The 24,703-nt window shown below is 66.0% G+C and carries 23 protein-coding genes; 5 read left to right on the forward strand and 18 right to left on the reverse strand.

Going from position 1 to position 24,703, the window contains the following annotated elements; translation table 11 throughout:
• Positions 1 to 135 precede the first annotated feature (135 nt).
• A complete protein-coding gene (locus SOM28_RS17975) occupies positions 136 to 543 on the forward strand; it encodes a RidA family protein (RefSeq protein ID WP_123068125.1) in 408 nt (135 codons plus the stop codon).
• 44 nt (positions 544 to 587) lie between these two features.
• Here the strand turns inward: SOM28_RS17975 and SOM28_RS17980 are convergent, their stop codons facing one another.
• Positions 588 to 1,529, reverse strand: a complete 942-nt coding sequence (locus SOM28_RS17980) for a D-2-hydroxyacid dehydrogenase (RefSeq protein ID WP_320468939.1) — start codon at positions 1,527 to 1,529, stop codon at positions 588 to 590.
• A gap of 150 nt (positions 1,530 to 1,679) precedes the next feature.
• Positions 1,680 to 1,973, reverse strand: coding sequence for a hypothetical protein (locus SOM28_RS17985; RefSeq protein ID WP_147934630.1), 294 nt, complete (start codon positions 1,971 to 1,973; stop codon positions 1,680 to 1,682).
• A 227-nt stretch (positions 1,974 to 2,200) separates the two neighbouring features.
• Between SOM28_RS17985 and ligD the strand changes: the two genes are divergently transcribed.
• Positions 2,201 to 4,771: a DNA ligase D gene (ligD, locus tag SOM28_RS17990; protein WP_320468940.1), complete on the forward strand. Its 2,571-nt coding sequence runs from the start codon at positions 2,201 to 2,203 to the stop codon at positions 4,769 to 4,771.
• Here ligD and SOM28_RS17995 read toward each other — a convergent pair.
• From SOM28_RS17995 to SOM28_RS18015, 5 genes are all read right to left on the reverse strand, one after another.
• Positions 4,734 to 5,609, reverse strand: coding sequence for a hypothetical protein (locus SOM28_RS17995; RefSeq protein ID WP_320468941.1), 876 nt, complete (start codon positions 5,607 to 5,609; stop codon positions 4,734 to 4,736). The genes ligD and SOM28_RS17995 overlap by 38 nt on opposite strands.
• A gap of 153 nt (positions 5,610 to 5,762) precedes the next feature.
• Positions 5,763 to 7,226, reverse strand: coding sequence for a catalase (locus SOM28_RS18000; RefSeq protein WP_320468942.1), 1,464 nt, complete (start codon positions 7,224 to 7,226; stop codon positions 5,763 to 5,765).
• Positions 7,227 to 7,379: 153 nt separating this feature from the next.
• Positions 7,380 to 7,613 carry a hypothetical protein gene (locus SOM28_RS18005; protein ID WP_147934627.1) on the reverse strand — a complete coding sequence of 78 codons (234 nt, stop codon included), beginning with the start codon at positions 7,611 to 7,613 and terminating at the stop codon, positions 7,380 to 7,382.
• Between the two features lie 2 nt (positions 7,614 to 7,615).
• Entirely contained in the window at positions 7,616 to 8,698 is a 1,083-nt protein-coding gene (ku, locus tag SOM28_RS18010; protein ID WP_320468943.1) for a non-homologous end joining protein Ku, read from the reverse strand.
• Between the two features lie 25 nt (positions 8,699 to 8,723).
• Positions 8,724 to 9,692 (reverse strand): SDR family oxidoreductase, encoded by a 969-nt coding sequence (locus SOM28_RS18015; protein WP_320468944.1) that lies wholly within the window; start codon positions 9,690 to 9,692, stop codon positions 8,724 to 8,726.
• 155 nt (positions 9,693 to 9,847) lie between these two features.
• Between SOM28_RS18015 and SOM28_RS18020 the strand changes: the two genes are divergently transcribed.
• Together SOM28_RS18020 and SOM28_RS18025 are read left to right on the forward strand one after the other, a co-directional pair.
• A complete protein-coding gene (locus SOM28_RS18020) occupies positions 9,848 to 11,332 on the forward strand; it encodes a diguanylate cyclase (RefSeq protein WP_320468945.1) in 1,485 nt (494 codons plus the stop codon).
• 121 nt (positions 11,333 to 11,453) lie between these two features.
• Positions 11,454 to 13,130, forward strand: coding sequence for a SulP family inorganic anion transporter (locus SOM28_RS18025; protein WP_320468946.1), 1,677 nt, complete (start codon positions 11,454 to 11,456; stop codon positions 13,128 to 13,130).
• Between the two features lie 9 nt (positions 13,131 to 13,139).
• On the opposite strand, the gene SOM28_RS18030 is transcribed toward SOM28_RS18025, so the two are convergent.
• Entirely contained in the window at positions 13,140 to 13,769 is a 630-nt protein-coding gene (locus tag SOM28_RS18030) for a 1-acyl-sn-glycerol-3-phosphate acyltransferase (protein WP_320468947.1), read from the reverse strand.
• A 190-nt stretch (positions 13,770 to 13,959) separates the two neighbouring features.
• On the opposite strand from SOM28_RS18030, the gene arsC reads away from it, so the two are divergent.
• A complete protein-coding gene (arsC, locus tag SOM28_RS18035; protein ID WP_320468948.1) occupies positions 13,960 to 14,307 on the forward strand; it encodes an arsenate reductase (glutaredoxin) in 348 nt (115 codons plus the stop codon).
• A 25-nt stretch (positions 14,308 to 14,332) separates the two neighbouring features.
• On the opposite strand, the gene SOM28_RS18040 is transcribed toward arsC, so the two are convergent.
• From SOM28_RS18040 to SOM28_RS18085, 10 genes are all read right to left on the reverse strand, one after another.
• Positions 14,333 to 15,532 (reverse strand): DUF1565 domain-containing protein, encoded by a 1,200-nt coding sequence (locus SOM28_RS18040; RefSeq protein WP_320468949.1) that lies wholly within the window; start codon positions 15,530 to 15,532, stop codon positions 14,333 to 14,335.
• A 122-nt stretch (positions 15,533 to 15,654) separates the two neighbouring features.
• Complete coding sequence (locus SOM28_RS18045; protein ID WP_320468950.1) at positions 15,655 to 16,092, reverse strand: acyl-CoA thioesterase; 438 nt, start codon at positions 16,090 to 16,092, stop codon at positions 15,655 to 15,657.
• 379 nt (positions 16,093 to 16,471) lie between these two features.
• Positions 16,472 to 17,182, reverse strand: coding sequence for a hypothetical protein (locus tag SOM28_RS18050; RefSeq protein WP_320468951.1), 711 nt, complete (start codon positions 17,180 to 17,182; stop codon positions 16,472 to 16,474).
• Between the two features lie 7 nt (positions 17,183 to 17,189).
• Positions 17,190 to 19,844, reverse strand: a complete 2,655-nt coding sequence (gene pepN / locus SOM28_RS18055; protein ID WP_320468952.1) for an aminopeptidase N — start codon at positions 19,842 to 19,844, stop codon at positions 17,190 to 17,192.
• Positions 19,845 to 20,070: 226 nt separating this feature from the next.
• Positions 20,071 to 21,135, reverse strand: coding sequence for an alkene reductase (locus tag SOM28_RS18060; RefSeq protein ID WP_123068142.1), 1,065 nt, complete (start codon positions 21,133 to 21,135; stop codon positions 20,071 to 20,073).
• Positions 21,136 to 21,144: 9 nt separating this feature from the next.
• A complete protein-coding gene (locus SOM28_RS18065; protein WP_123068143.1) occupies positions 21,145 to 21,441 on the reverse strand; it encodes an ArsR/SmtB family transcription factor in 297 nt (98 codons plus the stop codon).
• 99 nt (positions 21,442 to 21,540) lie between these two features.
• The gene (locus SOM28_RS18070; RefSeq protein ID WP_320468953.1) at positions 21,541 to 22,509 is read right to left on the reverse strand and encodes a succinylglutamate desuccinylase/aspartoacylase family protein; all 969 of its coding nucleotides are present in this window, start codon (positions 22,507 to 22,509) and stop codon (positions 21,541 to 21,543) included.
• Between the two features lie 72 nt (positions 22,510 to 22,581).
• Positions 22,582 to 23,052 carry a hypothetical protein gene (locus SOM28_RS18075; RefSeq protein WP_320468954.1) on the reverse strand — a complete coding sequence of 157 codons (471 nt, stop codon included), beginning with the start codon at positions 23,050 to 23,052 and terminating at the stop codon, positions 22,582 to 22,584.
• Between the two features lie 103 nt (positions 23,053 to 23,155).
• The gene (locus tag SOM28_RS18080) at positions 23,156 to 24,025 is read right to left on the reverse strand and encodes a pirin family protein (RefSeq protein ID WP_123068145.1); all 870 of its coding nucleotides are present in this window, start codon (positions 24,023 to 24,025) and stop codon (positions 23,156 to 23,158) included.
• Between the two features lie 40 nt (positions 24,026 to 24,065).
• Positions 24,066 to 24,662, reverse strand: a complete 597-nt coding sequence (locus SOM28_RS18085; protein ID WP_123068146.1) for an FMN-dependent NADH-azoreductase — start codon at positions 24,660 to 24,662, stop codon at positions 24,066 to 24,068.
• Between the last annotated feature and the right edge of the window lie 41 nt (positions 24,663 to 24,703).

Genomic DNA, 24,703 nt, shown 5'->3' on the forward strand with positions numbered 1-24,703 from the left:
GTACTCCATCTCATGGCAGTTTTTTTGGGATGGATGTCATTGTGGCCCATTCAGTGGGCGCCTACACTCGCGGCATGTCTTCAATCGGGAATCACATGAACGTCATTCCCATTAGCCTAGCGGACCGGAGCGAAAATGAAGCAATGCATCACTGAAGGGGCAAACCTGCCGGCCTGGTCTTCGCCGATCAGTCATGCGGTCGTTGCAGGCGACACCTGCTACCTGAGCGGGCAACTGGCCATCGACCTTGATGGAAATTATGTTCCTGGAACTAGCCTGGAGGAGGCACGGCGCGCATTCCAGAACATCGGCCACGTCCTGCAGGCATCTGGTTTCACGCTGAAGGACATGGTGTTCGTCGATATCGCTTTTATCGACCTGGCTGACGTGCCGCAGGTGAACACGCTGTTTGCAGAGCTGTTCGACGCAGGGCGCCGTCCGGCCCGCACCGTCTACCAGGCGGCCCGCTTGCCCTACGATGCCCGCATCAAGGTAGCCGGTGTGGCGGTGCGCACTTCTGCCGGTCACCCGGCGGCCAGGTAAGCTCGGCCAGCTCGACGAGCATCGCTTGCGCGGGCAGCCGCGTTTTACACCACGTTGCGTGGAGCACCCGCCCGCCAGGCCTCGATATTATCGACCAGCATGTCGGCCAGCGTCTGCATGGCACCAAAGCTGGCCCAGGCCACATGCGGGGTCAGGACGAAGTTCGGCAGGCGCAGGCCGAGCAGGGGATTGCCGGACGATGGCGGTTCCTTGGAGAGGACGTCGAAACCGGCGCCGATGCGGCCTTCCATCAGCACCTCGGCCAGCGCCGCCTCGTCGACCAGGCCGCCGCGCGCGGTGTTGATCAGGAGCGCGCCCGGTTTCATCAGGCCCAGCTCGCGCCGGCCGATCAGGTCGCGGGTCTGTTCGGTGAGCGGCAGGTGCAGGCTGACGATGTCCGAGGTGGACAGCAGTTCGTCCAGCGCCAGTTCGGTGACGTCCGGGTCCTGGATCGGCGAGCGCGAAGTGGCGGCCACCCGCATGCCGAAGGCGCGCGCGATGCCGGCGACCCGCTTGCCGAGCGCGCCGTAGCCGACAATGCCCAGGCGGCTGCCGGCCAGGTCGCCGATCGGGTGGTCGAGCAGGCAGAAGCGGCTCGACGTTTCCCATTTGCCGGCCTCGACGTCGAGGGCATAGGCGCGCAGGTTGCGGCGCAGCGCCAGCATCAGGGTGAAGCAGTGTTCCGGCACCGAGACCAGCGAGTAGTCGCGGATATTCGAGACCACGATGCCCCGTTCGCGGCAGGCGGCCAGGTCGACGTTATCAAGGCCGGTGGCCGCGACCGCAACCAGTTTGAGGTCGGGCAGTCGCGCGATCGCATCCGCGCGCAGCGGCACCTTGTTGGTGATGGCGACGGTGGCGCCGGCCAGGCGTTCCACGACCTCATCCGGGCTGGTGCCCGCGTGATCCTGCCAGGTATGCGCAAAGCCCGGCACGCGCACATTGGCTTGCAGGCTGTCTCGATCGAGGAAGACGATACGGTCCATGATGTCCTTTACACAGCGGGCAAAAGCTTATTGTAGAGCAGACAAGGCAAAAGACAGGAAGGCCTGTCTTTTGCATGGGAGCGGCGTTGGGGACGTCGCGATATGGTGGGGCTCGAGCCGGCTTCTGGTGAGGGCCTTGAGCCGTGGGGATTACTGCGAGCGGGCGACGCCGTCGGCCTTCGCTTCGACCTGGTCGGCCTTGGCTTCAGCTTTCTTCTCGGATGCTTTCGCTTCCGCCTTGGCCACGTCGGCCTTTGCTTCGGCGTTGGCTTTCTCTACCTTCTCGTCGGCCTTGGCGACTTCTTTCGCATGCTTGGCGTCGGCCTTGGCTGCATCTTTGTGGGCCTGCGCTTCGGCATGGGTAGGGGTGGTGGCGGCAGGCGTCTGGGCGAACACGGAAGTAGCGAACAGACCAGCGATCAGGGTAGCGGCGATTTTGCTCATGGTGTCATTCCTTTAAAGTGGTTTGAAACTCGGTTGCTCTCGTGTGGGGCTCCGTGGAGTTGTTTTCCCCGTGTTACTGAGCAGATAACGGGCCCCGTTACGGTCCAGTTGACGAAAATTACATCCGCTTACATTTGTTCTTTCGACCACGGTCAGCGTTCGCTGCCGTACAGTCCGTGGCGCGGGCCGGGAATAGGCTGTAATCAATTGGTCCCAGGAGCACCGCGATGCCAGACGCACTCAAAGTCTATAAAGCCAAGCGCAATTTCACGATCACGTCCGAGCCCGCCGAGGGCGGCACGCCCGGCGTCGATGAATTGACCTTCGTCATCCAGAAGCATTGGGCCAGCCGCCTGCATTACGATTTCCGCCTCGAACTGGATGGCACCATGAAGAGCTGGGCGGTGCCGAAAGGCCCCAGCTATGACACCCACGACAAGCGCATGGCGGTGCACGTCGAGGACCACCCGATCTCGTACTCCGATTTCGAAGGAACGATTCCGGCCAAGCAATATGGCGCCGGGAAAGTCATCATCTGGGACAAGGGCACCTGGGAACCGCTGGAAGATCCGCACAAGGGTTTCGCCAAGGGCAGCATCAAGTTCGAGATGCATGGCCACAAGATGCGTGGCCGCTGGACCCTGGTGCGCATGAAGGGCCGCGGCAACGAGAAGCAGGAACCATGGCTCCTGATCAAGGAGAAGGACGAGTATGCGCGCTCGTCCGAGGAGTTCTCGCTGGTCGACGAGATGCCGGACAGCGTCAAGAGTCTGCCGATGCCGGAGCGGGCGCAGCGCAAGGTCGACGCGCTGCGCGAGGAAGAGGAAGAAAAAGATGCGTCGGCGCCGAAAAAGAAGACGGCTGCGAAGAAAAAAGCGGCCGCCAAGCCCACGGCGGCGCCGGTAGCCGATCTGGTCGCCTTGCCCGAGAAATTCTCGCCCGAACTGGCCACGCTGGTGGACGCACCGCCGCCCGATCCCGAGAACTGGGTATTCGAGGTCAAATTCGACGGCTACCGCATGCTGGCGCGCATCGAGGACGGCGCAGTACGCCTGATCACGCGCAATGCCAACGACTGGACCGACAAGCTGTTGCCGCTCAAGGCCGAGCTGGAACGCATGAAGCTCCCCGACGGCTGGTATGACGGCGAGATCGTGGTCCATGACGAGAGCGGCAAGCCCGATTTCGGCAAGCTGCAGCTGGCCTTCGACGGCAAGCATGCCGAGCAAATCGAGTTCTTCCTGTTCGACGTGCCGTACTTCGACGGCCACGATCTGCGCGAGTTGCCGCTGGTCGAGCGGCGCGGCCTACTCGAAAAACTGCTGGCGAAGAAGAAGTCGGACAAGGTCCGCTTCTCCGCCGAATTCGGCGACAAGCCGGACGAGCTGGTGGTCGCCGCCTGCAAGATCGGCCTGGAAGGCGTGATCGGCAAGCGCCGCGATGCGCGTTACGTGTCGCGGCGCTCGCCCGACTGGATCAAGCTCAAGTGCGGGCTACGCCAGGAGTTCGTGATCGGCGGCTTTACCGATCCCAAGGGTTCACGCACCGGCATCGGTGCGCTGCTGCTCGGGACGTATGATGAGGAGGGCGTGCTGCGTTACGCGGGCAACGTCGGCTCGGGCTTCAACTATTCCTCGCTGGCCTCGATCGCCAAGCGCCTGGAGAAGTTGCGCACCGACGAAAGTCCGTTCCCGGCGCGCGCCGTCCCCGGCCGCAAGCACCACTGGGTGAAGCCGGTACTGGTGGCCGAGGTCAGCTTCTCGGAATGGACAAGCGCCGGCGCCGTGCGCCATCCGGTATTTCAGGGCCTGCGCGAAGACAAGCCGGCCAAGGGCATCACACGTGAGAAGGCACAGCACATGACCGAAGCGACGCCAAAGGACGATGAAGAACCCGTTGCGGCGCCCGGCAAGCTGCCGGCATCGATGAAGATCACGAACGGCGACCGCGTGATCGACAAGGAGAGCGGCGCGACCAAGCTCGACCTGATTCGCTATTACGCGCTGGTCGGCGAACTGATGATGGAGCACCTGAAGGGCCGGCCGGTGTCGCTGGTGCGCGCACCCGAGGGCGTGGGCGGGGAGCTGTTCTTCCAGAAGCATGCCGACGTGCGCAAGATGCCGGGCCTGCGCCAGCTGGATCAGGCGCTCGATCCCGACCATCCGCCGATGCTCGAAGTGGCGAAAGTAGAAGGCATCCTGTCGTCGGCGCAGTGGAACGTGGTCGAGATCCATACGCAAAACGCGCTCAAGGGCACGTACCAGAAGCCGAACCGCATGGTGTTCGACCTCGACCCGGGCGAGGGCGTCGAGTGGCCGGCGATGCAGGAAGCGGCACAGCTGATGCATGCCTTCCTCGACGAGCTGGGCTTGCCGGCTTTTCTCAAGACCAGCGGCGGCAAGGGCCTGCACGTGGTGGTGCCGATCAAGGGTAGCTACGACTGGGATACGGTCAAGGCGTTCTCGCAGGCGATCGTGCGGCATATGGCCGACACCTTGCCCGACCGCTTCGCCTTCAAGAGCGGCCCGAAGAACCGGGTCGGCAAGATCTTCATCGACTACCTGCGCAACGGGCAGGGCGCAACCACCGTCGCCGCCTGGTCGGCGCGGGTGCGGCCCGGACTCGGGATTTCGGTACCGCTGCGCTGGGAAGAACTGGCGGGTCTGAAGTCGAGCACGCAGTGGACGGTGGCCAATGTGCACACGCGGCTGGACGAGGGCAATGCGCCGTGGGAAGGCTACGCCAGTGCGGCGAAGACGCTCACGAAGGCGATGAAGGCGCTCGGCTTTGTGCCTTGACCCCTGGCCCGAAGGCGTCCCAGGCGAGTGCGGCCAGGAAGCCGAGGGCGAGGAATTCGAAGAGGAACTGGCTGTAGCTGAGCATTCCTTCCAGCGGCGGCTGCTGCATGAAAAAGCTGAACACGAAAGTGATGCCAACGATCCCCTTGAGCAGCGCGACCAGCAGCGCGGCCGTCAGCAGACGGGCGAGCTTCGTTCCGGGCAGGCGCTCCCATACCAGGGCGAGCAACAACGTCGCGCCGATCACCGGTTCGAGCATGGTGAGATACGCAGCCAGCGTGACGTGGAAGGGGTAGGGGAAGACGTATAGCGCGGGACGGGCGAGCCAGGCGAAGTGCTCCATGAGCGGCGCCAGCGCCATGCCGGCCAGCACCTGGCCTCCCATGCATACTGCCCCCGTCGCCAAAGCAGCGACGACCAGCGACACGCCGCCGCGCACCCAGCGCACGGCGGCAACGCACAGCACGGCCTGGATCAGGATCCGTGCCACGGGCTCGATCAGCCCGATCGCCGAATAGGTCCATCCGCTCGTCACCACGCCGCCCATGATGCCGGCACGCGCCGTTTCGCGGATGGTCAACAGCAAGGCGAAGACGATGAGTGTGCGCGCCACGAAGCCTCGCTGCGCGAACGCCGGTCCGGCCAGCCGCAGGACGACGAACGCCGCGCCGATCGCGAGCGACAGGTTGAGCCAGCGCGCCCAGGCCGGCGGCGATGACATTGGAAAGGGGATGCCCCAGGCCAGCATCGCCACGTGAATCGTCAGGGCGACGGCGCCGGCCAGTACCAGGCTCGCTGCAAGCAGCAGGGGTTGTCGTGGGGCAGTTGGTGCGAGCATGCGGGGATCCGGTTGAGTTGGCCGCATCGACGGCGCGGTTCCGGAGTATGGCCGAGCATGCCCTGTACGGGAATGCACATGTCGCGCGACACAGAAAGCCGCCACGCGGAACGGATGTCCCGGGTGGCGGCAAGAGGCAGGGGCGCTGCCGGGTCAGTCGACGTTGCGGCCCAGCGCCTTGAGCGAGGCGCGCACGCCGCGTCCGTAGGCTGGATCGGCCTGGTCGAAGTGGCCCAGCTGGCGCTGCAGGATGTCTTCATCCACCTGGCTCAGCGGGCCGGCCAGGTTGTCGCACAGGTTCTGGCGCGCCTGGGCGTCCATCAGGCGGAACAGGTTGCCGGCCTGCGTGTAATCGTCTTCCTGGCCGCGGAAATCGAAGCGGCCGGCATCGCCTTCCAGGGCCAGTTCGCGCTCGCCATGGCCCATGCCGGTGGCGCCGGCGCCCACGCTATTGAGCGTGTGGTAGTTGCGCGCCGAACCGCCGTTGGCGATCGCCATCGATCCATCGCGCTGGTGGTTGTGGACCGGGCAGCGCGGGGCGTTCACCGGCAGGTGCTGGTGGTTGGTGCCGACGCGGTACAGCTGGGCGTCGTGGTAGCCGAACAGGCGGCCCTGCAGCATCTTGTCCGGCGAGTAGCCCAGTCCCGGCACGACATTGGCCGGCGAGAAGGCGGCCTGCTCGACTTCGGCGTGATAGTTCTGCGGGTTGCGGTTCAGTTCCAGCACGCCGACCGGCTGCACGGGGAAGTCGCCATGCGGCCAGACCTTGGTCAGGTCGAACGGATTCCAGCCGGTGCGCGCGCTCCAGGCTTCCAGTTCCTGGATGGTCGCGACCTGCACCTGCACGTCCCACTGCGGGAAGTCATTGCCGGCGATCGCATTGAACAGGTCGCGCTGGGCGTGATCCGGGTCGCTGCCGGCGATGCGGGTAGCATCCGCCGCGCTCAGGTTCTTGATGCCCTGGCGGGTCTTGAAGTGCCATTTCACGTAGACGCGCTGGCCCTGTTCGTCGATCAGGCTATAGGTGTGGCTGCCGAAACCGTCCATGTGGCGGTAGCCGTCCGGGGTGCCGCGGTCCGAGAACAGGATCGTCACCTGGTGCAGGCTCTCCGGCGCATTGCTCCAGAAGTCGAACATCATATTGGCCGACTTGAGGTTGGTCTGCGGGTCGCGCTTCTGGGTGTGGATGAAGTCCGGGAAGTTGATCGGGTCCTTGATGAAGAATACCGGCGTGTTGTTGCCGACCAGGTCCCAGTTGCCTTCCTCGGTATAGAAGCGCAGGGCGAAGCCGCGCGGATCGCGTTCGGTATCGGCGCTGCCTTTTTCGCCGCCGACGGTCGAGAAGCGCAGGAAGACCGGGGTTTGCTTGCCGACGTGGGTGAACAGGTTGGCCTTGGTCAGCTTGCTGATGTCATGGGTGACGGTGAAGGTTCCATAGGCGCCCGAGCCCTTGGCGTGGACGACGCGCTCGGGAATGCGCTCGCGGTTGAAATGTTGCAGCTTTTCGATCAGGTGGAAATCCTGGAGCAACAGCGGGCCGCGCGGGCCGGCGCTCAGCGAATTCTGGTTGTCGGCGAGCGGGATGCCGGAGGCGGTGGTCAGGCGGGGTTGGCTCATTCGTGATCTCCTCATTGCGATGAATTTCAATGAGTTAGATTCTAAAGAGCAATTCGATTTAGGGAAAGATAATTGCTTTAATTATTATGATAGGTTTTTACAATACCTCGAAAGGAAGAGATGCAAGAAAGCGGTGCGGCCGCCTTCTTGCACTCAGTTGTCGTTCTTGAAGATACCCCGGATATTCATCGCCATCAGCGCAAACTGCAGGGTGATCAGGGCCCAGGCTTCGTCGTGCCAGCCCCAGACGATCCACATCAGGTTACTGAGGATGAACATCCAGAATCCGAACACCCTGCGTTCGGCGCGCTTGGAGCCGATCAGGAAGGCGGCGTAGAGGCTGACCACCATGGCTGGCCATTGGAGGAGGTCGATCAGTTCCCCCATCCTCACGCCGCCTTCTTGCGTGCCGGCGCCTTGGCCGGGGCCTTTGCTGCTGCCTTCTTGGCCACGGCTTTCTTTGCGGCCGGCTTGGCAGCGCTCTTGCTCGCTGCGGTGCGGGTCGACTTGGCGGCGGTGGCGCCCGAACGGCTGCCCGCGCCGGACGTCTTGCGCGCGCGCGGCGCGGGGGCGTCGTCGTCGTCGTCCTCATCGTCGGCCGGCTTCCTCGACTTGCGCGGTGGTGGATCGTCGTCATCGTCGTCGTCATCTTCCAGCGCCGCCAGCGCGGCCTTGGCCGGCTTCTTGCCCAGGCTGGCCTGGAGCAGGGCGACCAGGTCGATGACCTTCCCGCTCGTGCGTTTTTCCTTCTCGGGCTCGGGCTGGGTGATGGTCTTGGTCTGCTTGGCCTTGATCTTCTTCTTGACCAGGGCAAGCACGTCCTCGCGGTAGGTGTCGTGATACTGCTTCGGCTCCCAGTCCTCGCTCATGCCCTCGACCAGCGCCATCGCCATCTTGAGTTCCTTGACGGTGACGGCGGCCGTCTTCGAGTCGGGCGACGGGATCTTGAGTTCGCCCGCGTCGCGCATCTCGTCCGGGTAGCGCAGGGTGTTGAGCACGATGGTGTCGCCCACGCACACGAGCGCCGCCAGGTGCTGCTTGACGCGGATGACGACGCGCGCGATGCCGATCTTGCCGGCCTCGCGCAGGGTCTCGCGCAGCAAGGCGTACACCTTGGCGCCGCCCTTGCCCGGGGCGAGGTAGTAGGGCTGGTCGTAGTAGATCAGCGGCACGTCCTCGGCATCCACGAAGGCCTGGATGTCGATGGTCTGCGTCGCCTCGGGGTTGGCGCGGCGCAGGTCTTCGTCGGACAGCACGACGTACTCGCCGTCTTCATATTCATAGCCCTTGACGATGTCGTCCCACGCCACCTCCTTGCCGTTGCCCTTGTTGTAGCGCTTGAAGCCCACCGGCGAAAAGTCGCGCCGGTCGAGCATGGTCAGGTCCAGCCCCTTGCTCTCGACCGCGGTGTACATATCGACCGGAATATGGACCAGCCCGAAACTGATCGCTCCCTTCCACATGCTGCGCATGGACGTTCTCCTTTTTTTTCGCCTGTCAGCCGACCGAACCGGTAATCGGCAGCACGATGCCGGTGATGTAGCCCGAACACACGGGCGAGGCCAGGAACACATAGGCCGGCGACAGTTCTTCTGGCTGGGCCGGGCGCTTGTAGTCGGTGGCGGCGCCGAATTCCTTCAGCTGCTCGGGCGTCTGGTCGGCCGGGTTCAGCGGGGTCCAGACCGGGCCCGGGGCCACCGCGTTGACGCGGATGCCCTGGTCAATCAGGCTCGAGGCGAGCGACATCGTGAAGGCGTGGATCGCGCCCTTGGTGGCCGAATAGTCGAGCAGCTTTTTCGAGCCCTGCAGACCGGTCACCGAGCCGGTGTTGATGATCGCCGCGCCGCGCTTCAGATGCGGCAGCGCCGCGCGCGCCATGTGGAAGTAACCGTAGATATTGGTGCGGAAGGTCTCGTCCAGGCGCTCGTCGGTGATGTCGAGCAGCGAGTTCGCATGTTCCTGGAAGGCGGCGTTATTCACCAGCACGTCCAGGCGGCCGAATTCGGCGACCACTTTTTCCACGGCCTCGTTGCAGAACGCCGCGTCCTTGACGTCGCCCGGGATGGTGATGCAGCGGCGGCCCTCGGCCTCGATGCAGCGCCTGGTTTCCTCGGCGTCCTCGTGTTCGTTCAGGTACATCACGGCCACGTCGGCGCCCTCGCGCGCGAACAGCACGGCGACCGCGCGGCCGATGCCGGAGTCGCCGCCGGTCACGATGGCGCTCATGCCTTCCAGCTTGCCGCTGCCCTTGTAACCCTCCGCCATGAATTTCGGCTTGAGTTCCATCTGCGCCTCGATGCCGGGCTTGGCCAGGTGCTGGCCGGGCATCGGCGTCTCCGGCTGCGGGACGCCGGTCTGCACGGCGCCCTTGTCGTCACTCTTGGCCTTCTGCATGCTGCCGTCGATCTGGTCCTGGCGGTTCTGTATGGCCTTCTGCTTGTTTGCCACGTCGTCCTGCTGTCCCATCGCGCTTCTCCCATGAATATGCATTCGATCTGGAGAGTATTGGGCGCAGCGCAACGCGCGACGGTGCGGTTCCACACACAGCGCTGCGCTTATGGCACACTCGCGATGGAAACATGCCGAGTCGGTAATACCTGGAAACGTTTTGGAGGATGGGAATGCAAGAAGAAGGCGCGCGCGCAGACACGGTGGACGATGAACGCAGCTGCCTGTTCGTCAATCCGGTGGGCCAGCGCCGCGCCGATTTCCAGTCCGCCTGCGCCGGCGTGTTCGCGCAGTTGCGGGTGGCCTCCGGCGCCGAGCAGGCACGCAGCCTGCTGGCGCGCGAGCCTGCCGACCTCGTGGTGCTGGACCTCGAACGCTGCGAACTGGGTATCGACCTGGCGGCCCTGGGCGCCCTGGTGGCCGAACGGGCCGGCAAGCCGATCCTGGTGCTATGCCCCTTCACCAATGCGCGCTGGTTGCCGGCGTTGATGGCCTTCGGCCCGGTCGACTACGCCATCGGCCCGCTGCGCGCGCAGCAGACCCGCGCGCTGCTGGACGCGCGCCTGCGCACCGGCTTCGCGCCGGCGCCGGCGCTCGCGTCGACCTCCGCCGAGGAAGAGCTGCACGCGCTGCTGGCGCTGCGCGGCGCCAGCCAGGAAGCGCTGGGCCACGCCGACGACAGCGAGCGCTTCGCCGAGCGCCTGTGCGCGGCCTTGTCGGGCTGGCCAGGGCTGGTGCATGCGGCGCTGTTCCAGCACCGCGACGGCGACCTGCACCTGGAAGCCGAGCAGGGCGTGGCCGGCCTGCACCTGATGGCGCTGCTCAAGGATGAAGGCCGCCTGCTGCAGTCGCCGTTGCGCCATGCCTTCCCCGGCCTGCTGGCCGCCGCCAGCGGCGAATTCACCCTGCTCGATGCGCCGGACAAGGCGGGCGAGCCCGAGCTGGCGGCCAGCCTGGAGCGCTTTGGCGTGCGCATGGTGGTCGGCCTGCCGATCCCGGGCCAGGGCCCGGGCGGCCCGCGCGGTTCGCTATGCCTGATGTTCGACCACGCGCGTGCCTTCTCGCGCGCGCAGCTGCAGGCGCTGGACGACCTGGCCCAGCTGGCGTCGCATGGCCTGCGCATGGCCGAGGTGACGCGCGAGAACGAGATCCTGCTGGCGCGCGTGACCCACCTGGCCACGACCGACGCCCTGACCGAAGTCGCTAACCGCCGCCACGGCGAGCACCTGCTCGAGCAGGAGATCAAGCGCTCCCGCCGCTACCGCCTGCCGCTGGCGCTGGTGAGCTTCGACATCGACCGCTTCAGCCAGGTCAACGACAGCTTCGGGCATCCGGTGGGCGACATCGTGCTGCGCACCGTGGCCAATACCGCGCGCGCGCTGCTGCGCGCCAGCGACGTGCTGGTGCGCTCGGGTGGCGAGGAATTCCTGGTGATCGCCCCGCATACCAGCGCGATCGACGGCCTTCGGATGGCCGAGAAGCTGCGCGCTGCGATCGAGCAGGTCGAGATCCCTGGCTGCGACCACGTGACCATCAGCCTGGGCGTGGCCCAGCTGGGCGAGAGCGAGAGCGGCGATTCGCTGGCGGTGCGGGCCAATGCCGCGCTGGCGCGCGCCAAGCGGGCTGGCCGCAACTGCGTGGAACTGGCGATGTCCTGAGCGGCTATTGCCTGCGGTAGGTAAGGCGCCGCAATCGCGCGATCGAAAACCGAATATAGATATGCGGTATTTATGCTACGCTAGCGGCCTTTCAAACAGGCAAGACATCCCAGGGTAATCCATGCTTCAGTGGCTGCGCGAATACCGGCGCGCCGCGCTGCCCGGCGACATCAGCGCCGGCATCGTGGTGGCGATGATGATGATCCCGCAGGGCATGGCCTATGCGCTGGTGGCCGGGTTGCCGCCGGTGGTCGGGATCTATGCCAGCATCTTCCCGCCGCTGCTGTACGCGCTATTCGGCACCAGCAGCACCCAGTCGGTGGGGCCGATGGCCATCGTGTCGCTGATGACGGCGTCCACGCTGGCGCCGCTGGCCACGCCCGGCACCGGCCTGTATGGCGTGCTGGCGGCCCAACTGGCGCTGATGTCGGGCCTGGTGCTGCTGGCCTGCGGCCTGTTGCGCATCGGCTTTCTCGCCAATTTCTTTTCGCGCCCGGTGATGAGCGGCTTCACCATCGGCTCGGCGATCGTCATCGCCTGGGGCCAGCTGCGCACCCTGGTCGGCGGCCCGATCGCGCTGGATGCCTCACCTCACTGGCCCAGCATCGCGCTGGGCTTCGGCTCCCTGGCCTTGCTGGTGATGGCGCGCGAATGGCTGGCGCCGATGCTGCGCTGCTTGCGCGTCAAGCCCGTCGTGGCCGATATCGCGGCCAAGCTGGCGCCGATGTTCGTCGTGCTGGGCGCCACGGCGCTGGTGCCGCTGCTGGCGCTGGATCGGCTGGGCGTGGCCACCACCGGCGCGGTGCCGGCCGGCTTGCCGGGCCTGAACCTGGCGACGTCGAGCGGCCACTGGCAGGCCTTGCTGCAGCCGGCGCTCTTGATCGGCTTCATGGTGTTCCTGATCAGCATGTCGGGCGCCCAGGTGCTGGCGCTCAAGCGCGGCGGCGAAAAGCTGGTCAGCAACCGCGAGCTGGTCGGCCTGGGCGCGGCCAATGTCGGCAGCGCCCTCTCCGGCGGCTTTCCCGTCACCGGCAGCATTTCGCGCTCGGCGGTGAATTTCGCGGCCGGCGCCAATACCCAACTGGCGAGCATGATCACGGCGGGCCTCTTGGCCCTGGCGCTGGTGGCCCCCACCGGCTGGCTGGCCCTGCTGCCGCTGCCGACGCTGGCCGCGACCATCATCGTGGCGGTGCTGGGCATGCTCGACTGGTCGACCCTGCGCACCGCCTGGCGCTATGACCGCGCCGATGCGCTGGCGCTGCTGGCCACCGCCGGCGGTGTGCTGGTGCTGGGGGTGGAGGCGGGCGTGCTGGTGGGCGTGGCGCTGTCGATGGGCGCGCTGATCTGGCGCGCCAGCCGGCCGCACATCGCGGTGCTGGGCCGCATCCACGGCACTGAACACTTCCGCAACGTCGACCGCTATTCGGCCGAGACCACGCCGGGCCTGCTGATGTTGCGGGTCGACGCCGGGCTGTTCTTCGGGAACGTCGATGCGGTGAACGAGCGCATCGACGAGGAATTGGCGCAGCATGCCGGCACCGCCCATCTGGTGCTGGTGCTGTCGGCGGTGAATGCGATCGACACCTCGGCCCTGTTTGGCCTGGGCGAATTGAACGCATCGCTGCGCCAGCGCGGCGTGACGCTGCACCTGGCCGAAGTAAAAGGGCCGGTGATGGACCGGCTGCGCGACAGCGACTTGCTGGGCCAGCTCAGCGGGCAGGTATTCCTGAGCGCGGCGAATGCCTGGGACCGGCTGGCGGGGTCGAGTGCGGCGGGCCGGCCGCAGCCGGCTGGCTAAGAAATAACGTCAGGCGCGCTTGCGCTCGGCGTCCTTGTCGTCCTTCGAGGCGAGCACGATCGGCGCTGCATTTTCGGGGTAGAGGGCGGTGACATCCCGGTACACGGCGCGGATGGTGTCCATGTCGCGCTCGATGTCGCCGGATGGCTGGAGCGTTTCGGTCAGGCGCAGCTCTTTCTTCTTGTAGTCGAAGCTGACCAGCAGCATCGGCACGTTGGCGGTTTGCGCCAGGTGATAAAAGCCGCTCTTCCAGTGGGGGCGATAGCCGCGCGTGCCTTCCGGCGTGATGCCGACCCAGCACCAGTCTTCCTTCAGTATCTGCTGCGCCAACTGGCGCGTGGCGCCCATCGGTGCGCGGCGGTCGACGGCGATCCCGCCCCAGTAGCGCATCAGGCGGCCCATCGCGCCGCGGAACAGCGTGTCCTTGGCCAGCCAGCGGAACGGGGTATCCAGCGCCCATTTGGCGACCATGCCAATGGGGAAGTCCCAGTTCGAGGTATGCGGGTAGATGACCGCGATCCCGTGGGGACCGGGCAGCGGCTTGAAGTAGACTTTCCAGCCGAACAGCTGCAGCACGCGCAGCGCGGTGCGCTGGCGCAGGGTGGGCAATGCTTCGGGGCGCTGCAGGTAATCGTCCATCCGGTCTCCGTTGCGGCGTAATGACATATGGTTGTGGAATTCCATTACGCTCTAGAAAATCAAGCGTGGGATTCTAGCCGGAGCGGGGAGGGGGGACAAGCAAAAATGCTGGTGCAGGGTATGCGCTGTGGTTATCATGCCGCTGTTTGAACGACAAGCCAATAACAACCCGACACCGCCTGTTATGACAATGGATATCACGATTTACCACAACCCGCGCTGCGGGACCTCGCGCAATACCCTGGCCGCCATCCGCGAGGCCGGCCACGAACCGCAAGTAATCGAGTACCTGGGCACTCCACCGAGCCGTGAACAACTGGCGCGCCTGATCGCCGACGCCGGCCTGCAGCCGCGCGACGCCGTACGCCGCAAGGAAGCCCTGTACGCCGAGCTGGGTCTCGACCGGCCCGAAGTAGACGACGCGGCCCTGCTCGATGCGATGGCCGCGCATCCGATCCTGATCGAGCGGCCCTTCGTGGTCACGCCGAAAGGCGTGCGCCTGTGCCGGCCGTTCGAGCGGGTGCGCGAAATCCTGTAAGCGCCATGACTACGCCGTGACGCCGCTAGGATGGCGGCGCCGACGGCATGGCCCCGATGTCGGCCTTGCGCATCGGCCGCGCCCCGGTATTGCCGCTGCCGGGCGGCGCCGATTCAAGCGGCAAGCCCTGACCGATCGCCGGCGAGCCGCGCCGCAGGCGGAAGTCCGGCGTGCCGCTGGCGCTGTACTCGACGAACTGGGGCGGCGCGCTGATGCTGCCCGTATGCTCGCGGCCGGGCGACAGCTTCCAGTCGTCGCCGGCGTTCTGGTACACGAGGTTGTTGCGGAAGCTGTTGTGGCGGCCGATCGCCCCTTGTTCGAGGATGCCGTGGTGGTTGTCGTAGACGATGTTGTTGCTGACGTGGGTGTGGTCGTTCGGCCCCTTGCTGTGATAAAAGTCGCCGCCGCCGACCACGATGCCGGTGCCGGATGCCGCCACGGTATTGCCTCGCACGGTCACGCGGTTGGCGTCGTGCCACAGATGGATGCCGGCGCCCGACACACGGTAGACGACGTTGCCCCGCACGTTGGCCGTGGTGCTGACGTAGATGCCGTGCATGTAGCGGCAGCCGGGTGGGCCGATGTCGTGCACGTGGTTGCCGGTCACGACCACGTCCACGCCCTTGAAGTAGCTGTCGATGCCGATGCCCGAGCCACCCTTGGGCTCGCACGGCACGTCGTTGCCGATGTGGTGGATGCGGTTGCCGTGCACGCCGTTGTGCGAGCCGCCGTTATAAATGCCGCTCAGCCATTTCATGCCGCTCTGGTACTGGGTGCCGTCGATCTCGAAGCCGGCGATGTCGATGTAGCTGCCGCGGTTGTCCCAGGCCGCGCTCTGGCGCGCGTCGAGCGGCGGCACGATTTTGGCGCCCCAGCGCTCGGTGCTCTGGAAGACGATGCGTGCTTCGAGTGTGCCGCTGGTGGTCGTGCGCACGCCCCCTGAATAGATGCCGGGCGCCACGTGCACGGTCGTGCCGGGCGTGACCACCTGGGCCGCGCGCGCGAGGGTGCGGAAGGGTTCGGCGCGGGTGCCGGGATTGCTGTCCGACCCGTTGGGTGCGAGATAGAGATGGGTGCGCACCAGTTCGGGCACCACGAGTTCTTCGTGCCCGCCGTCGCGCAGCCGGCAGCCGGCCAGCAAGGGCCCCGCGAACAGCGGGCAGGCAAGCAGCCAGAACAGGATCAGGCGCATATCGATCGGGATCTTGGGCAGAATCCGGAACATCGCATCCTCGTCGTCGGATCGGGTGACGGAACCAGTCTGATCCCGCCCAAGCGGGTGGTACGCCGGATCGATCAAACTCGTCCTTGAGCATGCGCAATGCAACCATGCGCGCGGACCGGGGCTTAGGCTGGTGCAACCACCACGGGCATATAGGTGTCCAGGAACTCGGCCGGCATGCGGCGCGGCCGGCCGCTGCCGATCTCGATGCAGACCAGTTCCCAGCGCCCGCGCAGGACGGTGGCGCCGTCGCTGTCGCGCACTAGCTGGAAGCGGCGTTCCATCGTCAGCTTGCCGTCGCCGCCGACCAGCCAGGTGGCCAGGCTCAGTGCCTCGCCTTCCACGGTGGGCAACAGGTATTCGTAGTCGCCGCGCCGGATCGCCATCGCGCGGTCCAGGCGCCGGTAGTCGTCCAGCGACAGGCCCAGCCCTGCCGAGTGGGCCCAGCCGGCCTGCTCGCACCAGCGCACGTAGACCGCGTTATTGGTGTGGTTCAGGCCATCGATGTCGCCGGCCTGCGGCACGACGGGCAGGATGAACGGTTGCGGATAATCCCAGTCCAATGTGTTTCCTCTGCAAGCGCGGCGGGGGCCGCGGACCCGGCCATTATATGTTTACGATCATCCTGCTGCTGTACCTCCAGCAGAATCTCGATGTCACGCTGGAGAGCAGCAGCCTGCGCGGAGAATTCGCCAGCGGCGCCGCATGCGAAGAGGTCGCCGTCCGCTTGCGCGGCGCGCTGCCAACACCCGAAGGCCATGCGGCGGCCTGGCATGACGCGCTGTGCGTGCCGATCGCGCGCGGGGTCAAGGTGCGTGAGGGCGCGCCGCTCGACCTCGGCGCGCTGCTGCGCGAACACCCGCCAGCCGAGTGCGGGGCCGACGGCGCCTGGCGCCGGGTGGCGGAGCTGTGCGTTCCACCGCCGACGGCGACAAGCGGCGCTCAGTCGCGCTTGAATTCGGCCTGGGAGGGGCAGGGTACGAGGCCGGCCGTGCCGCCGCCGCCCGGCTTGTCGAACAGGACCGCGCCGCCGCCCTCGGCGCCGAACATGCTCGGCCGCACGCCGCCGCCGCTGCGGCAGTAATATTTACCGTTCCTGCGGAAGCGGTAGACGATGGTGCCGTCGGGCGAGGTATAGCTCTCCGAGGTCAGCGTGCGCGAGCTGTCTTTGCGGGCGCCTTCGACGGCGCTGGCAAAGCGCTTCCATGGCGTGTCGGTCGGTTCGAGCGGCGCCAGCTTTCCCTTGCGTAGGTCTTGATCGACGCCGCCGGCTGCACGCCTGGCGCGGCCGGCCAGCGTCTCTTCTTCGGATGCGGCATCGTCTTGTGGCGACGGCTGGGCCAGTGGATCGGGATAGGATTCGGCGACAGGCTCCGCCACCGGGGCATCCACAGGGAGCGTGATCGGCTGCGCTGCGACAGGAGCGCGTGCAGGCGATCGTGGAATCGGTGGAGGTGGTGGAGATTCAACTGCAGGCGGGGGCACCAGCACCGGCACCACGAGGAATTCACGCAGCGCCGGCACGACGGATGGTAACGACCGCACGCCGGTGGCATCGAGCCACCACCATGCGAGCAGCAGGTGCGCGCCGAGCGTGACCAGGAGCGGCCAGCCCGGCGCGCGGCGCGGCATCAAGCCGGCGTCCGCGCGCATCTATTGCTTACTTCGGCGCCGTCATCGCCCCCTTGATCGCCACGCAGCGCTGCTCGTTCTGCAGGGTGTCGAGCAGCGAGCGGCGGGTAAATGCCGACAGGTCTTTCATCTGATCGGCAGCGCGGCTCAGGCGCTGCACGCTTTGCGGCGTGCAGGCGGTCGGGATCATGGTGATGGCGTAGGCGCGCATATAGACCGGGCCGGCCGCCTTGTCGATCGCCGGCAACCGCGCCAGGCGCGCATCTGCTTCGAGCTCGCTCAACTGACCCTGCTCGGCCGGGAACACGCTGCCCATCGCCGTGCGGATGCGCGAGAACGGCAGCGGCGTCTTGAGGTCTTCGATCTTGCCGACCCACTCGGCCTTGACCTTCGGATCCGGACGCGACGCGGTGGCTGCCACCGCCGCCACCTGGCCGGCGTCGGATTTGTCGCGCGCGCTCTCCGCTGCGATCAGTCCGTCGGCGCCGGCGTGGTTGTAGCGATTGAGGTGGGCGATGAGCGCCCAGCGCTGGTCCTGGGTGAGCTCCATGCCGGCGGCGTCGACCTTGCCGTCGAGGATGCCGGCCAGACGGGCCAGCGCCTCCGGGCTGGAGGCCACGCTCACGTAGAGACTGAACCAGCGGCGCTGGACGTCGGCGTTGGCCTTGTGCGCCAGCACGCCGTCCCAGGCCATCTTCTCCAGGGCGGCATAGGTCTGCTTCGCATACGCATTGTCGAGGCGCATGGCGTCGAGGTAGGCCTTCGACTGGACGACCTTGCCCAGCACGTCGCCGAGCAGGGTGTAGTCCTTCTCTTGCGGCGCATTGTTCAGGGCCACGGTGATGAAGTCGTTCAGCGGCAGCTGGGCGTCGCGCACGCCGTCCCACAGGCTTTGCCACAGCATGGCGCGCAGCAGCGGATCGTCGACCTGCGACAGTTTCGTGCGCGCGGTATCGAAGGAGCGCGCGTCCAGCTGGACTTTCGCATAGCCCCAGTCCTGGTAGTTCGGATAAACCAGGTCAGGGCAGGCCGCGCCATCGAGCTCCTTGACCGCGGTCTTCGCGCCCTTGTACGTCACCGGCACATTCTTGACCAGCGACAGCTTGCCGCCGTCGATCTTGAACGCCGCCACCTGCACGCGTTGTTCGCGCAGCGTCGGCAGCTCCTTGCTGGGCGCGGCTTGCGTGAGGGTGAAGTCCTTGATCTTGCCGTTGCTGCAGCTGTAGTTGGCGGCGATCGTGTTCACGCCGGCGTGGTACAGCCATTCCTTGGTCCAGCCCGACAGGTCGCGGCCGGCGGTCTTGGCCAGGGTGTTGATGAAATCATCGAGGGTGGCGTTCTGCCACGAATACTTGACCAGGTAGTTGTGCACGCCCTTGCGGAACACTTCCTCGCCCAGCAAGTGGCGCAGCTGCTTGAGGGCGGCGCCGCCTTTCGAATAGGTGATGGCGTCGATATTGTCGAAGGCATTGCTAGAGGACGGCACCGGCACCTCGATCGGGTGGGTGCTCGCGGTCTGGTCCTGGATGTAGGCGCGCTGCTTGCCGGTCTGGTAGAACTTCTGCCACGAGTCCTTGAACTCGGTCGATTCGGCAGTGGCAAGGATGCCCATGAACGAAGCGAAGCTTTCGTTGAGCCACAGGCCGTTCCACCACTTCATGGTGACCAGGTTGCCGAACCACTGGTGGGCCATTTCGTGCATGATGACTTCGGTCATCGACTGCTTCTGGTCGGCCGTCATATTGGCCACGCCGTAGCGCGCTTCGGCGAAGGTGATGGCGCCGGCGTTTTCCATCGCGCCGTACAGGAAGTCGGGCACGATCAGCTGGTCGTACTTCTCGAACTGGTAGGGGATGCCGAAGTATTCTTCGAAGAAGGTCATGCCCGCCTTGGTCTGGCGGAACCAGTCAGCGGGGACCACCTGCTTGGCCAGCGACTGGCGCGCGAACAGGCGCATCGGGTACTTGCCGCTATTGTCTTCCCAGACCTGGTAAGGGCCGGCGTGCAGCGAGAAGTTGTAGGGGCTCAGGCGGCGGGTCTGCTTGAAGGTCCAGCGGCGGTTGGCGCCGGCATCATCGATCTTCGTTTCGCGGGTGGTGGTGACCACGTGCCAGTCCTTCGGCGCGGTGACGGTAACGGTGTAGCTGGCCTTCAGGTCGGGCTGGTCGAACAGGGGGAACATCTGCTGGGCGGCCACCGGCTCGAAGTGCGAGTAGGTATACACCCGGCCATCGGCCGGGTCGACCATGCGGTGCAGGCCTTCGCCATTGGTGCTGTGCAGGCGCTCGTAGGCGACGGTGACGTTGTTGCGGCCCTTGGCCAGGTGCGCCGGGTCGACGGTGATGAACCAGTCGTTGTAGCGTGCCTGGACTGGCTTGCCGTTGACGCTGACCGACTTGACGGTGGCCTTGTTCAGGTCGAGGGTGACGGCGGACTTCGTGTCCTTGAGGTCGAAGGTGACGGTCGTGGTGCCGGCGAAGGTTTCCTTGCCGGTCAGCGTAAAGTCCAGCACATAGTCCACGTTCGCGATGCGGGCGGAACGGGCAAACGCATCGTCCTGCGAGAGGAAGGCGGTTTCGGCGCGGGCCTGGGCCTGTTTGGCCGGCGCGGCGTGGACGGCGCCGCCGAAGACGAAGGCGGAAGCGATGGCGACGGCCATCACGCGGTGTGCGGGAAAGTTCACTGAAAAATCCTCTCTCGGTGGGCGCATCTGGGTGCGCGAAATGTCAATCGCGCAAGAATAGCACTAACGTTCCACGGTGGACACCTGTTGGAGAGATTGCGTGCTCTCGATATGCGTGTTCGATAGCATTGTGAATACGCGCAAAAACGGGACCTTGCGGTCCCGTGGAAAGAGGCGCCGCCACTTCGCCGGCGGTGGGCGGCGAAGCGGTGGCGAAAGCGATGTATCAGGCAGCCTGCTCCAGTGCCGGATAGTCGGTGTAGCCGACCGGGCCCGGATGGTAGAAGGTGTCGGTATCCGGCTCGTTGAGCGCGGCGCCCAGCTGCAGGCGCTTCGGCAGGTCCGGATTGGAGATGAACAGCTGGCCCCACGACACCGCGTCGGCGGTGCCGCTGGCGATCAGCTCCGCGGCCTTTTCGCGGGTGAGCTGCTGGTTGGCGATCCAGACGCCGCCGAATTCCTTCTTGATCATCGGGCCGAGCACGTCCGGACCTTGCCCTTCGCGGGTGAAGATGAAGGCGATCTTGCGCTTGCCCAGCTCGCGCGCCACGTAGCCGAAGGTCTCGGCCGGGGTCGAATCGCCCATATCGTGCGAATCGCGGGCCGGCGCCAGGTGCACGCCGACGCGGTCGGCGCCCCAGACGTCGATGCAGGCGTCGGTCACTTCGAGCATCAGGCGCGCGCGGTTCTCGATCGGGCCGCCATACGCGTCGGTGCGCTTGTTGGTGGAATCCTGCAGGAACTGGTCGAGCAGGTAGCCGTTGGCGCCATGGACTTCGACGCCGTCGAAGCCGGCCTTCTTGGCGTTCTCGGCGCCCTTGCGGTAGGCGGCGACGATGCCGGGGATTTCATCGAGTTCGAGCGCGCGCGGGGTGACGAAGGGACGCTTCGGACGCAGCAGGCTCACGTGGCCGTCCGGCTGGATCGCCGATGGCGCGACCGGCAGTTCGCCGTTCAGGAACGACGGATCCGAGATGCGGCCCACGTGCCACAGCTGCAAAAAGATGCGGCCACCGGCCTTGTGCACGGCCTCGGTGACGATCTTCCAGCCTTCGACCTGCTCGTCGGACCAGATGCCGGGCGTGTCGGCGTAGCCCACGCCCATCGGGGTCACCGAGGTCGCTTCCGACAGGATCAGCCCGGCCGAAGCGCGCTGCACATAGTATTCGGCCATCAGCGCATTCGGCACGCGTGCGCCGCCATCGGCGCGCGAGCGGGTCAGCGGCGCCATGACGATGCGGTTCGGCCATTCGAGGGCGCCCACCTTGATCGGGTCAAACATTGTAGTCATCGGGTATTCCTAAAGTCCGTCGTTCAGTTGTGCGAGGAAGGCATGGATGGCTTCCTCGTTCCGTTGGAGGAAAATCCATTGGCCGACGCGACGCGTGCTCACGAGCCCGGCGCGCTGCAGGGTGGCCAGGTGGGCCGACACCGTCGATTGCGACAGGCCGGTTTTCTGGTCGATGAGCTTGCAGCACACGCCAATCTCGAGCGGATGTTCCTGCTCGCTGAAGTGCAGCTGCGGCTCCTTGAGCCACTGCAGGATCTGGCGCCGCACCGGGTTGGCCAGGGCCTTGTGGATCGCGTCGATGTCCATGGGTTTCCTTATATCGGCTTCTTTCGATCCGAATATCGTCATCTTACGATATTCACGAAATGTTTGCTGGCGACGGCTCGAAATGCCCTGTTCAAGGTCTTACTCGCGGCCGAAAGTCGCGTTGGGGCGGGTCAGGTAATACCACTCGGTATTGGCGGCGGCGTTCGCGGCCGGGAACAGGATGCGGCCGCCGAATTCGGCCACCACCGGCGTGCCGTCGGCGCGGTGGCCGAGCAGTTCGCCTTCGCTCACCGGATCGAAGCTCTTCCACGGGCGCACGAAGGCGTCGTCCGCGTGCAGCTTGTCGTGCACCACGACCATCGACAGCGCTTCCATCTCTTCGAAGGCCACCGGTTGCGGATCGGGCGCCGCGATCAGGCCCAGGTGGGCCAGCGTGTTCATGATGGCGCGGTAGGCGACGTCGGGCGCTGCAGGATCGTCGTGCTGGCCGCATTCGAGGGTGAGCGCGTAGCCGCCGGTGCTGCGCATGTACTCGGTGGTGCCGACGCCGTAGCGCAGCACGGTTTCCAGTTCGTCGGCGCTACGGCTGCGGCGCTGCACGCCGTCGCCATAAGTGGCCAGCCAGCCGTCGACGAAGCGGCGCACGCCCAGGCGGCGCGCCCAGGCGCGTTCCTTCGCGGCGTGGCGGAACGGCTGCAGCGTACCGTCGTTGTCGAGCGGCCCGACCATCACGAACGGCTCGCCGGTGGCGGCAAAGGAGTGCAGGTCGAGCAGCACGTCGTGCTGGCCGAGCAGGGGGCACAGCCAGTTGGCGACCTGGTCCTCGAAGTCCAGCGGTTTCTCTTTCGGGAACAGGTCGCGGTTCAGGTTGCGGTCGCCGTTGCGGGTGTTCTGGGCGTAGGCCAGCGGATTGACGATCGGGACGAAGGTGACGCTGCCGGCCGCGATGTGCAGCTTGCCGCTGTCGATTTCTTCCATGACCCGCTGGATCGCCTTGGTGCCGCACACCTCGTTGCCATGGGTCGCGCCCATGATGATGACGCGTGGGCCGGTCTGCAAGCCGGTGTAGTTGATGGATTTGAATTGGAACTGGCGGGCGGAAGTCATGGCTGTGTAGGCTGTGGGACGAAGGAGGATGGGTATTTTATCGGACAACGCATATGGGCTCGAAAGCGCGGCTCAGCCCTGCGCCTCGATGACACCGAACCCGGCCGGTGCGTCGCCAAGATAGGCCAGCACCGCATGCGCCTGGATATTGGCGTCGTACTGCGCGTTGGCCGCGATCGCGGCGCGCAGTCCCGGCACGATGTCAGGCGTGTGTGGCTGGCGGTACGCCTTGATCAACAGATGCACCAGGTCGGCCGGCGCATCGGCGCGGCGCAGGCGCGATTCGATGATGGACAGCAGCGCGCGCTGCATGCGTGGGGTGGGGTTGCGGATCTCGCCGAACACGTAAGGCGTGTTGGCGATCGCGGCGCAGACGATGCTCTCCATCCGGTCGGCCTTGTAGTCGGACGGGATGTCGAAATACGCCTTGTTCCAGCGGGTGTGCGGATAGGCGTGGCCGGGCGGGAAGCGGTCGGCGTTTTCCAGGCCCATGGCCCGGCTTGCGCGCGACCACAGGTCGCTGAGGGTGTCCAGCAGTGCCATTACGAGATGTCTTGCGCTTGTGTCATCCCGCGAGTGTAGCGCATGGCCGTCAACCTCGCATAGGGGGCAGCAGGGCGGTTTGGGGCGCCCTGCTGCCGATCGTTCAAGTGAACCTGCCGGCGCGGAAATCCTCCACCGCCTGCTGCAGTTCGGCCTGGGTATTCATCACGAACGGACCGTACTGCGCGATCGGTTCATTCAGCGGACGCCCGGCCAGCACCAGCACGCGCGTGTCGGCCACTGCCTTGATGCGCACGCCGTCGGCGCCGGGCGAGTTATCGAGGATCGCCATGCGCGCCTGGCCGACGCCCTTGCCCTCGATGACGGCCTCGCCACGGAACACGTAGACGAAGGCATTGTGCCCGGCCGGGATCGGCTGCTCGAAGCTCACGCCGGCCGGGATCTCCAGGTCGAGGTAGAGCGGCTCGGTATGCGCGCGCTGCACGGCCCCGGTCACGCCGTGGGTGCTGCCGGCGATGACCTGCACCGTCACGCCATCGTCCAGCGTAAAGCGCGGCACTTCCTCGAGCGGGATGTCGCGATACCACGGCTCGATCATCTTGTCGCTGGCGGGCAGGTTCAGCCACAGCTGGAAGCCTTCCATCAGGCCCTCGTTCTGCTCCGGCATCTCGGAGTGGATCACGCCGCGGCCGGCCGTCATCCACTGCACGCCGCCATCGGTGATCATGCCCTCGTTGCCGGCGCTGTCGCGGTGGCGCATGCGGCCGGCCAGCATATAGGTGATGGTCTCGAAACCGCGGTGCGGGTGCTCCGGGAAGCCGGCGATGTAGTCGCCCGGCTTGTCGCTGCCGAAGGCGTCGAGCATCAGGAACGGATCCAGGCGGCGCTGCAGGGGACCGGTCAGCACGCGGTTGATCTTCACGCCCGCGCCGTCCATCACGAACTGGCCGTTGATGATGCGCTCGACGCCGCGCGTTTTCTGGATGGGGGTAGTGGCAACTGCGGTATTCATGCTGTTCTCCTGTTGGTTGCGCCGCCTGGCGGGCGGCAAATTACGCCAGTGCTGCCTCAATGGCGGCGTTGGCCGCGGCCTGGCCCTTGGCCACCGCGTCCGGACCCATCGCCATGCCCGACGAGTAGATGAAGGTGTGGTCGTTCAGGCCGAGGAAGTTCAGCAGGGCGCGCATCTGCGGCACCTGCGGGTCGGCCGCTTCGTCATAGACGCCGCCGCGGGCCGCGGCCACGTACACCTTCTTGTTCTTCAGCAGGCCTTCCGGACCGGTCTCGGTATAGCGGAAGGTCACGCCGGCGCGGGCGACCGCGTCGAACCAGCTTTTCAGTTGCACCGGCATCGCGAAGTTGTACATCGGGGCGCCCAGCACGATCACGTCGGCCGCCTGCGCTTCGGCGATCAGCGCGTCATCCAGGGCGACGCGCGCTGCCTGTTCGGCGCTGCGCTGGTCCGCCGGGGTGAACAGGGCGCCGACGGTGGCGCCGTCCAGCAGCGGGTGCGGCTGGGCGCCGAAGTCGCGGCGCACGACGGTCGCGCCCGGGTTGGCGGCGGTCAGCTTGTCGACGATCTGCTGGGTGACGCGGGTGGATTCCGATGCGTCGCCGCGGACGCTGGTGGTGATGTGCAGGATGTTCATGGTCAGGCCCCTTCGTTTGGTAGAGAGTTTCGATGGGGCTA

The organism is Massilia sp. CFBP9026 (assembly GCF_034045165.1).
In the GTDB taxonomy this organism is placed as follows: Bacteria; Pseudomonadota; Gammaproteobacteria; order Burkholderiales; family Burkholderiaceae_D; genus Telluria; species Telluria arenae.

Coding starts and splice junctions, on each gene's coding strand:
- SOM28_RS17975 (WP_123068125.1), top strand. CDS start 136: ATGAAGCAATGCATCACTGAAGGGGCAAACCTGCCGGCCTGGTCTTCG.
- SOM28_RS17980 (WP_320468939.1), bottom strand. CDS start 1,529: ATGGACCGTATCGTCTTCCTCGATCGAGACAGCCTGCAAGCCAATGTG.
- SOM28_RS17985 (WP_147934630.1), bottom strand. CDS start 1,973: ATGAGCAAAATCGCCGCTACCCTGATCGCTGGTCTGTTCGCTACTTCC.
- ligD (WP_320468940.1), top strand. CDS start 2,201: ATGCCAGACGCACTCAAAGTCTATAAAGCCAAGCGCAATTTCACGATC.
- SOM28_RS17995 (WP_320468941.1), bottom strand. CDS start 5,609: ATGCTCGCACCAACTGCCCCACGACAACCCCTGCTGCTTGCAGCGAGC.
- SOM28_RS18000 (WP_320468942.1), bottom strand. CDS start 7,226: ATGAGCCAACCCCGCCTGACCACCGCCTCCGGCATCCCGCTCGCCGAC.
- SOM28_RS18005 (WP_147934627.1), bottom strand. CDS start 7,613: ATGGGGGAACTGATCGACCTCCTCCAATGGCCAGCCATGGTGGTCAGC.
- ku (WP_320468943.1), bottom strand. CDS start 8,698: ATGCGCAGCATGTGGAAGGGAGCGATCAGTTTCGGGCTGGTCCATATT.
- SOM28_RS18015 (WP_320468944.1), bottom strand. CDS start 9,692: ATGGGACAGCAGGACGACGTGGCAAACAAGCAGAAGGCCATACAGAAC.
- SOM28_RS18020 (WP_320468945.1), top strand. CDS start 9,848: ATGCAAGAAGAAGGCGCGCGCGCAGACACGGTGGACGATGAACGCAGC.
- SOM28_RS18025 (WP_320468946.1), top strand. CDS start 11,454: ATGCTTCAGTGGCTGCGCGAATACCGGCGCGCCGCGCTGCCCGGCGAC.
- SOM28_RS18030 (WP_320468947.1), bottom strand. CDS start 13,769: ATGGACGATTACCTGCAGCGCCCCGAAGCATTGCCCACCCTGCGCCAG.
- arsC (WP_320468948.1), top strand. CDS start 13,960: ATGGATATCACGATTTACCACAACCCGCGCTGCGGGACCTCGCGCAAT.
- SOM28_RS18040 (WP_320468949.1), bottom strand. CDS start 15,532: ATGTTCCGGATTCTGCCCAAGATCCCGATCGATATGCGCCTGATCCTG.
- SOM28_RS18050 (WP_320468951.1), bottom strand. CDS start 17,182: ATGCGCGCGGACGCCGGCTTGATGCCGCGCCGCGCGCCGGGCTGGCCG.
- SOM28_RS18060 (WP_123068142.1), bottom strand. CDS start 21,135: ATGACTACAATGTTTGACCCGATCAAGGTGGGCGCCCTCGAATGGCCG.
- SOM28_RS18065 (WP_123068143.1), bottom strand. CDS start 21,441: ATGGACATCGACGCGATCCACAAGGCCCTGGCCAACCCGGTGCGGCGC.
- SOM28_RS18070 (WP_320468953.1), bottom strand. CDS start 22,509: ATGACTTCCGCCCGCCAGTTCCAATTCAAATCCATCAACTACACCGGC.
- SOM28_RS18075 (WP_320468954.1), bottom strand. CDS start 23,052: ATGGCACTGCTGGACACCCTCAGCGACCTGTGGTCGCGCGCAAGCCGG.
- SOM28_RS18080 (WP_123068145.1), bottom strand. CDS start 24,025: ATGAATACCGCAGTTGCCACTACCCCCATCCAGAAAACGCGCGGCGTC.
- SOM28_RS18085 (WP_123068146.1), bottom strand. CDS start 24,662: ATGAACATCCTGCACATCACCACCAGCGTCCGCGGCGACGCATCGGAA.